This window comes from Streptomyces sp. PsTaAH-137, assembly GCF_003259365.1.
Classification (GTDB): Bacteria; Actinomycetota; Actinomycetes; order Streptomycetales; family Streptomycetaceae; genus Streptomyces.
In genome coordinates this window covers 23,613-36,404 of record NZ_QLLY01000008.1, presented here as the reverse complement: position 1 = coordinate 36,404, position 12,792 = coordinate 23,613, and the positions used below count along the sequence as shown (strand labels likewise).

The window sequence follows — 12,792 nt, the reverse complement described above, 5'->3', positions numbered from 1 at the left end:
CGGGATCTTCACACAACCTCCATGACCGCGTGGCCGGTTTCACACAACAGCGATCCGCGCCACAGCGGGAGGGGAGGGGTCAGGCCTTCAGCTCGGCCGCCACCAGCTCCGCGATCTGCACCGCGTTCAGCGCGGCGCCCTTGCGCAGGTTGTCGTTGGAGACGAACAGCGCCAGGCCGTTGTCGACCGTCTCGTCGGGGCGGATGCGGCCCACGAAGGACGCGTCCTTGCCCGCGGCCTCCAGCGGCGTCGGGATCTCGGAGAGCACGACGCCCGGGGCGCCGGCGAGCAGCTCCGTGGCGCGCTCGACCGGGAGCGGGCGCGCGAAGCGGGCGTTGATCTGGAGGGAGTGGCCCGAGAAGACCGGGACGCGCACGCAGGTGCCGGAGACCTTGAGCGCCGGGATCTCCAGGATCTTGCGGGACTCGTTGCGGAGCTTCTGCTCCTCGTCCGTCTCGTGCAGGCCGTCGTCGACGATGGCGCCCGCGAGCGGCAGCACGTTGAACGCGATGGGGCGCTTGTAGACCTCCGGCTCGGGGAAGTCCACGGCCTCGCCGTCGTGGGTGAGCCGGTCGGCCTCCGCGACGACCTTCTGCGCCTGGCCGTGCAGCTCGGCGACGCCCGCGAGACCCGAGCCCGAGACCGCCTGGTAGGTGGCGACGACCAGCGCTTCGAGGCCCGCCTCGTCGTGCAGGGGGCGCAGCACGGGCATGGCGGCCATCGTGGTGCAGTTCGGGTTGGCGATGATGCCCTTGGGGCGGTCGGTGATCGCGTGCGGGTTCACCTCGGAGACCACGAGCGGTACCTCGGGGTCCTTGCGCCAGGCCGAGGAGTTGTCGATCACGACGGCGCCCTGTGCGGCGACCTTCTCGGCGAGCGCCTTCGACGTGGCGCCGCCCGCGGAGAACAGCACGATGTCCAGGCCCGTGTAGTCGGCCGTCGAGGCGTCCTCGATCGTCACGCCGTCCACGGTCTTGCCCGCGCTGCGCGCGGAGGCGAACAGGCGCAGCTCGTCGACGGGGAAGTTCCGCTCGACGAGGATCTTGCGCATGACCGTGCCGACCTGACCGGTGGCTCCGACGATTCCGACCTTCACAGGGTTCCTCCGTACATAGCAGGCGGCAGGGTGCCGCTCCATGATGCGTCTGTCCAGGCCCGGCTTGTCCAATCGATTGTCCGAGGCGCGGGACGCGTGGGGTTCGCCACAGACTTTTCGCGGCCGGGGGCGAACGTTCCGGGCGGGTCCGGCGTCGTAGGACACACGCGGGGGAGGGGAGGGGCTGTGCTGCGCAGAAAGCACAGAGGCACGGGGGGTCGGCCGGACGACCCCCTGGACGCGGCCGTCGAGGACCGGGTGCGGGCCGTCCTGTCCCTGGGCGGGATGCCGTACGCGGAGCTGCCGGACGGGGTGCAGCAGGTGCGGCTGCGGCTCCTGGAGCGGGCCGCCAAGGGAGAGGAGGCGCCGCGCGACGTCTCGGCGTGGGCGGCGGTCGTCGCCTCGAACCTCGCCATGGACTGGCACCGGGCCAAGCGCCGCCAGGAGCGGCTCGGCGAGCGGCTTGCCGCCCTGCGCCAGGAGGACGCCCGGGACGCCGCCGACTCGCGCGTGCTCTCCCTCGCCGTCGCGCAGGGCCTGGACCAGCTTCCCGACCAGCAGCGGCAGGTGGTCGTGCTGCGGTTCTACGCGGATCTGCCGGTCCGGGACATCGCGGCCGAGCTCGGAGTGCCCGAGGGCACCGTGAAGAGCCGGCTGCACACGGCGGTACGGATGCTGCGGGCGCGGCTGCGCGAAGGGGAGGTGGTGTGACATGGAGGCCAACGACGGTACGGACGGCCTGAACCGTGAGGACCGGCTCCTGATGCTCGCGGTCTGCGGCGAGGCGCTGCCGGACGACGAGCCGGACGCGGCGGACGTCGCGGCCGACATCGCGCTGCTCCGCGCGCAGGTGCGCGGCATCGGCGACGCCCTGGCGGCCCGCCCCGCCCCGAAGCCCGTACCCGCACCTGTCCGCGCGCCCGTGCCGGACCGCCGTCGCCGCCCGCTGCGGATCGCGTTCGGCGCGCTGGTGGCGGCCTGCGCGGCCGGGGTCGTGGGCGGCCTGGTGTGGCTCGGCTCGAACGCGCCCGGCGGGATCAGCAGCGACGCCGGCGCCTCCAACAAGTCGGTGGCGGACGGCGGCAAGGCCGCGGGCGACGAGAGCAGTTCCTCGCCCGCCCTGCACATCGCCTGCTCCAAGGTCCTCGTCGAGGGCCGGGTCGTGAGCATCACCCCGCGCGGCGACGGGGACGTCCGCGTCGTTCTCGACGTCACCCGCTCCTACCGCCCCGAGCGCTCGGCCGAGGAGCAGCCGACCCTCACCGTGACCCTGGACGGCTCGGCGGAGGCGGACCTGAAGCCGGGCACGTACACGCTGATCCGCACACCCGTCTTCCCCGAGGACCGGGAGGACTGGGAGACCGGCTGGGGTGTGAAGGACGCGCGCCGCGGCATCGTCGACGCGCTGCCGGAGGCCCGCGGGCTGACGTGCCCGGGGCCCGGGTACTGAGAAAGGGGCGGACGCCGATGGCGTCCGCCCCCTCGGGTCATCGCAACCGCAGGGTTACTCGGTGACCTTCTCGATCTGCACGCTGCCGGTGCCGGTGACGACACCGCGCTCGTTCAGGAGCTGCACCTGCCCGAAGAACTCGCGTCCCTCCGGCGCCGGGGCGGCGGCAGTGACCTGCGCGGACACCGAGGTGGACGCGCCGTTGGCCAGCGTGACCGGCTTCGAGTCGTCCACCGTGACCGTGCCGAGCGCCGACGAGAAGAAGACGTCCGAGTAGTCGTACTCGGTCGTCCCGGCCGGCACCGAGTATCCGGCGACCTCGACCGTGTACGTACCGGCGGCCGGCTTGGCGATCGTCACCGCCTCCTCGGAGTCGCCGTCCGCGGACAGCCCGACCTGGGTGCCGTTCTCGTCGTAGACCGTCAGGTCCAGGTCGGCGGACTTGTCGGAGGTGTTGCCGATGGCGACCGTCAGCTTGTCCGCGCCCTCGGGCACGACGACCTCGGAGGTCTGCGTCGCGCCGTTGGCGATGGTGGGCCGGTCCGTCTTCGACGAGCCGAGCGCACCGCCCTGGAGCTTGCCGCCGTTGATGGCCGCGAAGTTGTTCGTGACCTTCCAGGAGACGTCGGCCGGAACGCCGACCTTCGCCTCGGTGACCGTCTGCACGGCCGGGTCGAACGCGGCGCCGAGCACGGCGACATCGAGCTGGTACGGGTTGTCGAGCAGCGGCGAGGTGCGGCGCGCCTCGACCTCGACCTCCCAGACACCGGCCTGCGGGTCCGCGTACGAACGCAGGTCGGGGCGGCAGCCGTTGCCCGATCCGTCGCCGTAGTTCGGGTAGCAGCTCGGCGTCGACGTGTCGTCGACCGGGACACCGTACGGGTGGATGGAGATGAACCGGGTCTGGCTCTTGTCCTTCAGCCCGCTCATCCGCACCTGGAGCGCCTTGGCGCCCTCGGGGACGGTGAGGAAGTACGACGTGGTGCTGTTGCGCTGCACCGAGCCCTTGGCGGCGAAGGTGTACGACGGCTTGGCCACCGGCGTCGAGACGACGACGGTCGCCAGGATCTGCTGGTCCACACCCTCGGTGCCCGGGTCGTCGACCCGGAGGATCGCGCTCTTCAGCCCGGCCGAGTCCGGCCGCGCCTGCACCTTCACGGTGACCGGCTTGTTCAGCGGCAGCCAGACCGTGCTGGAGCCGACGATGTCGAAGGTGTCACCGGCGTTGTTCTTCAGCGACAGCTTGTGCCGGACCGGCTTGGACGACCCGGACGTGCGGGTGACCGTGACGTCGTAGGTCTTCTTCTGCTTGGCCTTCAGACCGCCCTCGCGGTCGTAGATGCCGGTGCCGAAGCCCGGCGTCGCCAGCGCGTAGTCGATCGCGGTGTCGACGGGCGCCTTCACGGTGTACGTGTGCGCGCTCGCCCCGTGCCGGATGGACTTCCAGGCGTCCTCGATGTCGATGAGGCCGGAGCCCTCGGCGTACGCCTGCTCGCCCTTGATGTGGTCCGCGGTCGAGGTCAGCGCGGTGCGCAGCTTCGCCGGGGACAGGCCGATGTGCTTCTGCTTGGCGGCGCTGAGCAGCAGCGCGCTCGCACCCGCGGCCTGCGGCGAGGCCATCGAGGTGCCCTGGAGCATCGAGTAGCCGGCCGGCAGCGAGTAGCCCGCCTCGGCGACCGGCGAACCGGGCAGCCAGGTCTGGGTGGTGTTGATCGAGGCGCCGGGCGCGGTGATGGTCGGCGTGAAGCCGCCGTCCTCACGCGGGCCGCGCGACGAGAACGGCATCATCGCGTACGACTTGCTCACCTGCGAGCCGTAGTTCGAGGCCCAGGTCTCCTTGGAGATCGAGGCGCCGACCGAGACGACCTTGTCGGCCAGGCCCGGGTCGCCGATGGTGTTCGCGCCGGGGCCGGAGTTGCCCGCCGAGATCACCAGCTGCACGCCGTACTGGTCGATGAGGCGCGTGTAGAGCAGCGAGCGCGCGTTGTTGCCGTCGTTCAGCGCCGGCAGACCGCCGATCGACATGTTCACGATGTCGACGCCGCGGTTGGCGACGAGGTCGATCATGCCCTCGGTGAGCGCGACGTTGGTGCAGCCGCCGGACCAGGTGCAGGCACGCGACGAGACGATCTTCGCGCCGGGCGCGGCACCGTTCATGTTCTTGTTGCCGAACAGCGAGTTGGCCGAGGTGATGCCGGCGACGTGCGTGCCGTGCTCGGACTCGATCACGCCGATGTTGACGAAGTCGCGCTTCTGGCCGACCCAGTCACCGCCGTAGGGGTCCATCGGGACGTCCTTGCGGATCTCCACGACGAACGGCTGGCGCTCGACGACATCGGTGGACGGGTCGTCCTTGCCGAAGTAGCCGATCTGGTAACCGTCCTTGTACGGCTTCATCGGGGTGTCGTCGGTGAAGTCGCCGTTGTCGTTCAGGTCGACGGTCACCGTGCCCGCGGCGGCGTCGTAGAGCACGCCCCACTTGTCGGTGGTGTCGCCGTCCCGGTTCGCGTCGCCCTTGGCGTCGCCGCCGGTCGTCGCCGCCTCCGAGAAGGTGCTGACGCCGTACGAGCCGGCCTTCGCCTTCCAGGTGCGGCCGCCGTACGTGAACGTCGGGCCGGAGACCTGGGTGACCATCGGCCGCCAGGTCGCGTCGCCGTCCACGATCGGGTCGGTCGCGGTGACCCAGTCGACGATCTTGCGCTCGCCGGTCGTGGTCTTCTGGAGCGCCGGGTGGCCGAGGTCGACACCGGAGTCGAGGATGCCGATGGTGACACCGCGCCCGTCGGCCTTCGGGTTGTCCTTCACGAAGTCGACGGCGCCCGTCTCGAAGGACGGGTTGTACGGGTTCTTGGCGGGGGTGTTCTTCCCCGGACCGCTGTACGAGCCGGTGGAGTGCCGCGACGCGCCCTTGGTGGTGTCGGCGGACGGCGTCGGGTCGTCGAGCGCGATCTCCTGGCGCAGATCGATGCCGAGCACCGAGTCGAGCTTCTCGGCGGCCTTGATGGCGGCCTCGGCCCTGCCGGTGGGCAGCGTCGCCCGGACATAGCCGAGCTTGTCGTAGGTGCGGCCGACGGAGCCGCCCTTGACGGAGTCGAACTGCTCGGCCACGGCCTCCGTCTTGCCGGGGGCGGTGGCGACCATGACGGTCACGTTCTTGTCGTGGTCCGCCTTGGCGGCGGCGAGCAGTTCGGCGTCGTGCGAGCCGAGCTTGTCGCTGGCCGACTTGACGGCGGGGTCGGTGGCCGGCGCGGCGTCCGTGCCCGCCGCGGCGGCCATGGATATCGGCCCGGCCGTGGTGAGCGCGGCCACCAGGCCCGCGGCGGCCGCGAGCCGGGCCGCGCGTCTCGCACCGGATATGGGTGCGCGCTGGGGATCGAGGGTCATCAGCATCCCTGCTACGTAAGGTGAAGACGGACGATCGAGATGATCGGAACGACTCCGGATTTCGGTGCCGGATGACCGCTCAGCTTTACGTAAGTGACCACGGTTTGGGGAGAGTTGCCCGAGACGGGAGGTGGCCATGGCGGCATTCCGCCATACGCCACCGCGCCCAAACCCCCGCCATCCGGACGTAATTGTCCAGTCCCTTGAACGCTTTTGAAGATCTCGTGGTTCACCTGCCCCCGCTACGGGCGTAGAGCCCGGCCCCCGGCACCGGGCGAAACCCGCCCATCCCCCTGCGCATCGGCCCGGATGCCTCTAGCGTTCGGGAATGCACAAAGAGCTGAGGGTGGCCGCGTACGCGGTGTGCGTGCGGGACGGACAGGTGCTCCTCGCCCGCTGGGTCGCGGGCGACGGCAGCCGCCGCTGGACGCTGCCCGGCGGCGGCATGGACCACGGCGAGGACCCGTACGACACCGTGATCCGCGAGGTCGACGAGGAGACCGGCTACACCCTCAGGCCCGGCACCCTCCTGGGCGTCCACTCCGTGCTGCGCCGCTACCCCCGCAAGCTGGGCAAGGTCGCCGACTTCCACGGACTGCGCCTGGTCTACGAGGGCGCGATCACCGGCGGCACCCTGCGGCACGAGGAGAACGGCTCCACGGACATGGCCGCCTGGCACGATCTGGCCGCCGTCCCCGACCTGCCCCGGGTCGAACTCGTCGACGTCGGGCTCGCCCTGTGGCGCGAGCGCCCGGGCGACGGACACCTGCACCCGAAGCCCGGCGCGGGGCCCGCCCTTCCCCGCGAGGTGAACACAGAGTGACCGCGAGAGAGCGGCTCACCCTCCCGCGCATGACAACACGGACCTGACGCGCGCCCCGGCGCGGAGTCCGGTGATCCACGTACGGTGATCGGCGCTGCGCGTTGCGTCGCCGTTCACGCGCAGGTCACCCCCGATGCCAACCATCCAGTACGGACGGGCAGTGCCCAACGGCGCCGCCCGGCCGCCACTGTCGAAGCGTTCGCACTCGGGGAGACCGCGCCATGCCGCGCACACGCTCTGTCACCAAGGCCGCCGCAGACATCGACCGCCGTACCGTGCTGGCCGCGACCGGCGCGCTCACCGGGACGGCGGCGATCGCCGGCTTCGGCTACCTCCTGGGCCCCGGCGGGCACGAGGCCGCCGCCGGTCCCGCACCCGCACAGGCGCTGACCCGCGAGCTCCCGGAGGCGTCCGAGGCCGCCCGCGTCCCGTACACCCGCGGCACCACCCTCGACTCCGTCGCCACCGGGCACGGCTCCGGCTTCCGGCGCCTGGGCGACGGCCCGGCCTGGCCGCGCGTGGTCCGCTCCGACCTGCGGGCCGCCCGCTCCGGCCGCGCCGCCCGCCGCACCGCGCTCGCCGCCTTCGTCCAGTTCACCGACCTGCACCTGGTCGACGTCCAGCACCCGCTGCGCTACGAGTACCTGCGCTCCCAGACGTCGAGCGCCTGGCGCCCGCAGGAGTCGCTGTCCGTCGCGGGCGCGGTGGCGCTCGTCGAGCGGGTCAACGCCCTGCGCGGCGCGCCGGTCACCGCGGCGCCGCTGCACTTCGTGATGACGACCGGCGACAACACCGACAACAACGCCCGCTGCGAACTCGACTGGTTCCTCACCGCGATGAGCGGCGGCCGCATCACCCCCAACACCGGCGACCCGCGCCACTACGAGGGCGTCCAGAACAGCGGCATCCCGCTCTACTGGCACCCCGACTCCGCGCTGCGCGACACCGACAAGCGGGACCACCGCTTCCCGCGCCTCGACGGCTTCCTGGCCGCCGCGATCTCCGAGGTGCGCAGCCCCGGCCTGAAGCTGCCCTGGTACTCCACGGTCGGCAACCACGACGCGCTGCCCGGCGGCTGCTACGCCCCCGGCGACTCCTACTTCGCCGAACTCGCCGTCGGCGGCCGCAAGCTGATGGACCTCCCGGCCGCCCAGGGCAAGGCGATCTGGGACAACGTCAAGCAGGGCGGCGACCCGCGCGGCCGGGAGTTCGAGCGGCTGCTGCGCGCGCAGGCCCGGCACATGCGCCCGGTCACCCCCGACGAGTCCCGCGCGCCCTTCACACCCACCGAGTACGTCGCGGCCCACCTCGACCCGGCCAGGACCGGGCCCGGCCCGGTCGGCCACGGCTACACGCAGGCCAACCTCGCCGCGAAGACCCAGTACTACACGTTCCGCGTCTCGGACGACGTCGTCGGCGTCAGCCTCGACTCGACCGACCCCGGCGGCCACTACGAGGGCTCGCTCGGCACCACGCAACTCAAGTGGCTCACGGCTCAGTTGAAGGCGGCCGAGCGCGACGGCGACCACGTCGTCGTCTTCTCCCACCACACCAGCAAGACCATGCGCAACCTCAACGAGGACCCCGGCCACCCCGGCGAGCGCCGCCACGGCGGCGACGAACTCGCCGCGCTGCTCGCCGCCCACCGCCCGGTCGTCGCCTGGGTCAACGGCCACAGCCACAAGAACGCCATCACCCCGCACAAGGGCACCGGCGGTTCGGCCGGCTTCTGGGAGATCTCCACCGCCTCCCACGTCGACTTCCCGCAGCTGGCCCGCATCATCGAGATCACCGACAACCACGACGGCACGCTCTCGCTGTTCACCACGCTCATCGAGTCCTCGGCGCCGCACCGCACCGACTTCTCCGACCTCAGCCAGACCGGCCTGGCCGCCCTCTACCGCGAACTCGCCTTCAACGCCCCGGGATCGCGGGCGACGCTGTCGGGCACGCCGGGGGACCGCAACACGGAGCTGGTGCTGCGCAAGTAGGAGGCGACCCTGCGAAGGGGCGGTGCCTCGCGCGGCCCCGCCCCTTCGCTCCCCTCCTGACGCCGCCCCGGTCCGTCACTACCGGGGCAGCACCACGACATAGGCCGCCGGGTCCCGGTCGCCGGACGCCATCAGCGCGGTCCGGACGACGGCGGCCTGCTGCTCGATCGACTCGCGCAGCTTCCTCGGCGTGATGTGCACGACCGTGATCCCGAGCCGCTCCAGGTGCTCGCGCTTGCGGACGTACTGGCTGAACAGCGGGTCGTCGTCCCCGCCGAGGCCCGCCCTGGGCGCCCGCGTGTCCAGTTCGACGGCGACCGCGTGGTCCGGCCAGTAGGCGTCCACCCCGCCCAGGTGCGGGCCGCCCGGCAGGCGCAGGTCCACGTTCCACACCGGGTCCTCCAGGCCGCCCTCGCGGACCATCGCGTACAGCCGGTCCTCGGCGATCGCCCGCCCCTCCGCGAGCAGCGAGTCCACGGCGGCCACCACGTGCGGCCGGGTCAGCAGCCGGGCCGCCGTCAACTCCCGTACGACGGACGCCGGGTCGCAGTGGCCGCCGCGCACCGCCTCGGTGAGCAGCCGGCGCACCGCCTCCGCGTCGGAGAGCTGCGCCACGGCGTCCGCGAGCGCCCGCGGCACCGGCGCCACCGGAACCCCGTCGAGCAGGACGGGAACCGGCAGCCCCGGCGCGCGCACGAGCCGCGCGAACTCGGTCGACCGCAGCCGCCGGGTGCGCGGCACGAGCACGTCGACGTGGTCGAGGGAGAGCAGCGGGGGAGCGGCCGAGAACCCGTGCAGGGCCAGCGCCGCCAGCCCGGTGACGAGCACGTCGGTGTACGAGGCGGTGGGCGCCCCGTGCGGCTCGCCCGCGGCGGGCTGCACGGGCACGCCCGGGACGCGCCGCTGCGGAATCCGCCCGGCGTACAACAGCACCGCGTGCAGCCGCTCTTCACCGGTCGGCGGCCCCGGGTGCAGCAGGAACACCCCCGGCAGCAGCTGCTGCCAGGGCCCGCCCGCCCGGCACTGCTCCTGCGCGGCGGCGGCCGGGACCCCGTGCGCCTTCAACTGGGCACCGCTCAGGACGCGCCGCTGGGCCGTGACCAGGTGGCGCAGGGGGCGGGGGGAGAGGGGGGTGTTGTGGTTCATGAGGTGGTTGTGCCCACCGGCACCGCCCCCGCTAACCGCTGTTACACCCCTGTCGGCAAACCCGGACAAGCCCGCCCTAAAGTCAGCCCCCCAACCTGCCGAAAACCCCAGGCCGCACGGGAGGTTACGCCCGAGGATGCCCCCATTCGGTAACACCGCCCCCGCCGCAGCCTTGGGCAGTCTGCCGCCCGCCCGTCGCCGCCGTGGGCAGTCTGCCGCCCGCCCGCCGCAGCCTTGGGCAATCTGCCGCCAGGGGCGGCAGGGTGGGCAAGGCGGCACCCCGGCGCGGGGCGAGCGCTCGTCCGGCCTGTGCCCCGGCCCCGGCCTCACCCGATCTCGACAACCCGGGCCCACTCAGGCGCCCCCTCCGGCACATACTCCGGATCATCCTCGTCCACGGCCCCCGAGGGCCGAGGAAACAGCCCCACCACCACCCGGCACGGAGGCTGCTCGGACGGCCAGGGAGTCTGACCATCGGTCAGGGCCACGATCACATCCGGCCGGTGAGGCCCCCGCAGCGCACGGGCGAACCCGGACCGAAGATCCGTCCCCCCACCCCCGACCAGCTCCAGACTCTCCGCCCGGCACAACGGCACGGCCACCCTGGCCGCCGCGTCACACGAGATCACCGACACCAGATCACGCCGCCCGCCCACGGCCCGCGAGATCGCCGCGACCTCCAGCAGCGCGCACCCCAGCTCGGCATCGCTCACCGACCCCGACGTGTCGATCACCACGCACACCCGGGGCGGATCGCGCCGCAGACCGGGCAGCACGACCCCCGGCAGACTCGCCGAGCGGCGCGCGGGCCGCCGGTAGCTGTGGTTCTCGCCGGCCCCGGGCGCCCCCGCCGCCGACCGCACCGCCGCCCCCAGCAACTGCCGCCAGGGCTGCGGCGCGTGGAACGCCTCGTCCGCCCACCGCCGCCACCCCTCCGGCGCCGAACCCGGTCTGCCCTTGATCCCCTCCGCGACCCGGAACCGCACCGCGTCCCGCTGCTGCCGGGTCAGCCCGTGCGCGCCCTCGGGCCCCAGCTCCCACGGCCGGGCGTGCCCGTCGGCGCCGCTGCCGCAGTCCAGCCAGGCCAGTTCCGGGCCGAGGCCGGCCATCGACGCCGTCCGCAGGTACTCCTCCATCAGCAGCCCGTCGTCGAGCCGGAGCATCGCGGGCAGCACGACCCCCGCGGGACGGTTCAGCCCGTCCCCGTAGATGTCGTCGTTGATCTCGAAGTCGGCGGCGATGTTGCGCCGCAGCCGCTCGCCCGGGCCGTGCTCGCCGTGCGCGCGGGCGTACCGCTCGCCCCGGCCGTGGTGGTCCCGGAGCAGATGGGACACCTCGTGCACCCAGACGCCCGCCAGGTCCTCGACGGGGGTGCGGTCCACGAAGCCGGGCGAGACGTAGCAGCGCCAGTACGGGTCCACGGCCATCGTCGGCACCGACGGGTCCTCGACCACGTGCAGGGCGAAGAGCGCAGCGGCCAGATAGGGGCGGACCTTCACCGCGTGCAGCCGGGCGGCCAGCAACTTGTCGACGTCCAGCGGGAGCGCGGGCCGGACCGGCTCGGTCCGGGGCGCCGCGGGCTCGGGGCGCCGCGGCATCGGGCGCGGCAGCGGCCGCCGTACGGGCGCGCTCATCGGCGTACCGCCGTGGCGACGCCCGCCACGGTCCTGGCGACCGACCGCTCGGCGCGCTGGGAGATCCCGACGACCCCGGCCAGCCGTTCCACGGTGTCCGGCACCTCCCAGTCGTCGCGGCGCAGTGCGGCCAGCGCCGAGGCCGGGGCGACCAGCAGGTCGGGGGCGCCGCTCTCCAGGGCGCGGACCAGGACGTTCCAGGCGGCCTCCCACCGGTCCCGTTCCGGCCGTGCCCCGACGGCGGCGATCACCGCTTCGAGGGCGGCCTGCCGCAGATCGCCGCGTTCGGGGAGTTCGGCGGTCGGCGGGTCGGACAGGAGGGACTCGGGGTCGGGGAGGTCCATCCGGTCGAGGTGGGCGAGGAGTTCGAGCCCGGGGCCGTCGCCCACGGCGCCGCGCACCAGCAGCGCCAGCACATCGCGGGAGACCGACGCGGCGGTCCCGAAGGCCAGCAGCGTCAGCGCGGTCTCCCAGCTGCGCGGCGAGGGCCAGGCGCCGCCGCGCCGTGCCTCGCTGTTCGGCAGCCGGTGGATCAGCGTGGGCCTGGCCTCCAGGAACCCGCACACCGCGCGCCGCGCGTACGCCACCGCCGGGGTCAGCGCCGCCGGGTCCAGGCGGGGCAGTTCGGCGCGCGGCCAGACTCCGCCGAGCCCGCGCACCACCACGTCCCGGTCGTGCACCCAGTGCAGGTGCACGAACCGGTTGGCCAGCGGCGGGCTCAGCTCCCAGCCGTCGGCGGCCGACGCCCGGGGGTTGGCCGCCGCCACGATCCTTACTCCCGGCGGGAGTTGGAGGGCGCCGACCCGGCGTTCCAGGACGACGCGGAGCAGTGCCGCCTGGACGGCCGGGGTGGCGGTGGACAGTTCGTCGAGGAAGAGCAGGCCGTGCCCGGCCCTGACCAGTTCGACCGCCCACTGGGGCGGCGCCATCGGCACGCCCTGCACGGCGGGGGTCGTCGCCCACGATCGGCAGCCCCGAGAAGTCGGACGGCTCGTGCACGCTGGCGATCACGGTGGTCAACGGCAGCCCGAGCGACTCGGCGAGCCGCGTCAGCACCGCCGTCTTCCCGATCCCGGGCTCGCCCCAGAGCAGCACCGGCAGATCGGCGGCGACGGCGAGAGTGAGCGCTTCGAGCTGCTCATCGGCCCGCGACTCGAACTCCGACGCCCGGAGCATGCCCAACAGGGCGTCGGCGAGGGAAAGTTGGCTGTCGTTCGTCATGAGCATCACCTGGGATGAAGGAGGGGTGGAGAGGTGGTGTGGTCGGC

8 protein-coding genes and 1 pseudogene are annotated in these 12,792 nt (G+C 73.0%); 4 read left to right on the top strand and 5 right to left on the bottom strand.

The genetic code is table 11. The features are described from left to right. Positions 1 to 79: 79 nt before the first annotated feature. Positions 80 to 1,096, bottom strand: a complete 1,017-nt coding sequence (locus tag K377_RS19000) for an aspartate-semialdehyde dehydrogenase (protein WP_111664615.1) — start codon at positions 1,094 to 1,096, stop codon at positions 80 to 82. 186 nt (positions 1,097 to 1,282) lie between these two features. Here K377_RS19000 and K377_RS18995 point away from each other — a divergent pair, with 186 nt between their 5' ends. After that, complete coding sequence (locus K377_RS18995) at positions 1,283 to 1,807, top strand: sigma-70 family RNA polymerase sigma factor (protein WP_161195063.1); 525 nt, start codon at positions 1,283 to 1,285, stop codon at positions 1,805 to 1,807. A 1-nt stretch (position 1,808) separates the two neighbouring features. Further along, positions 1,809 to 2,546, top strand: a complete 738-nt coding sequence (locus K377_RS18990; protein ID WP_111664613.1) for a hypothetical protein — start codon at positions 1,809 to 1,811, stop codon at positions 2,544 to 2,546. Positions 2,547 to 2,600: 54 nt separating this feature from the next. On the opposite strand, the gene K377_RS18985 is transcribed toward K377_RS18990, so the two are convergent. Then, positions 2,601 to 5,930, bottom strand: a complete 3,330-nt coding sequence (locus K377_RS18985; protein WP_111664862.1) for a S8 family serine peptidase — start codon at positions 5,928 to 5,930, stop codon at positions 2,601 to 2,603. A 328-nt stretch (positions 5,931 to 6,258) separates the two neighbouring features. On the opposite strand from K377_RS18985, the gene K377_RS18980 reads away from it, so the two are divergent. Both K377_RS18980 and K377_RS18975 read left to right on the top strand, forming a co-directional pair. After that, positions 6,259 to 6,753, top strand: a complete 495-nt coding sequence (locus tag K377_RS18980) for an NUDIX hydrolase (RefSeq protein WP_111664612.1) — start codon at positions 6,259 to 6,261, stop codon at positions 6,751 to 6,753. Between the two features lie 221 nt (positions 6,754 to 6,974). Beyond that, positions 6,975 to 8,744, top strand: coding sequence for a TIGR03767 family metallophosphoesterase (locus K377_RS18975; RefSeq protein WP_111664611.1), 1,770 nt, complete (start codon positions 6,975 to 6,977; stop codon positions 8,742 to 8,744). A 78-nt stretch (positions 8,745 to 8,822) separates the two neighbouring features. Here the strand turns inward: K377_RS18975 and K377_RS18970 are convergent, their stop codons facing one another. The 3 genes and pseudogenes from K377_RS18970 to K377_RS18960 form a co-directional block, all read right to left on the bottom strand. Next, positions 8,823 to 9,890 (bottom strand): hypothetical protein, encoded by a 1,068-nt coding sequence (locus tag K377_RS18970; RefSeq protein ID WP_111664610.1) that lies wholly within the window; start codon positions 9,888 to 9,890, stop codon positions 8,823 to 8,825. A gap of 326 nt (positions 9,891 to 10,216) precedes the next feature. Further along, positions 10,217 to 11,524 carry a VWA-like domain-containing protein gene (locus K377_RS18965; RefSeq protein ID WP_375605931.1) on the bottom strand — a complete coding sequence of 436 codons (1,308 nt, stop codon included), beginning with the start codon at positions 11,522 to 11,524 and terminating at the stop codon, positions 10,217 to 10,219. Beyond that, positions 11,521 to 12,745, bottom strand: a pseudogene (locus K377_RS18960) (AAA family ATPase). Before K377_RS18960 ends, K377_RS18965 begins: the two are co-directional and overlap by 4 nt. Positions 12,746 to 12,792: the final 47 nt, after the last annotated feature.

What these genes read in the sequence shown, in the direction of transcription:
- K377_RS18980 (WP_111664612.1), top strand. Translation starts at nt 6,259, where the DNA reads ATGCACAAAGAGCTGAGGGTGGCCGCGTACGCGGTGTGCGTGCGGGAC.
- K377_RS18965 (WP_375605931.1), bottom strand. Translation starts at nt 11,524, where the DNA reads ATGAGCGCGCCCGTACGGCGGCCGCTGCCGCGCCCGATGCCGCGGCGC.
- K377_RS18975 (WP_111664611.1), top strand. Translation starts at nt 6,975, where the DNA reads ATGCCGCGCACACGCTCTGTCACCAAGGCCGCCGCAGACATCGACCGC.
- K377_RS18985 (WP_111664862.1), bottom strand. Translation starts at nt 5,930, where the DNA reads ATGACCCTCGATCCCCAGCGCGCACCCATATCCGGTGCGAGACGCGCG.
- K377_RS18990 (WP_111664613.1), top strand. Translation starts at nt 1,809, where the DNA reads ATGGAGGCCAACGACGGTACGGACGGCCTGAACCGTGAGGACCGGCTC.
- K377_RS18970 (WP_111664610.1), bottom strand. Translation starts at nt 9,890, where the DNA reads ATGAACCACAACACCCCCCTCTCCCCCCGCCCCCTGCGCCACCTGGTC.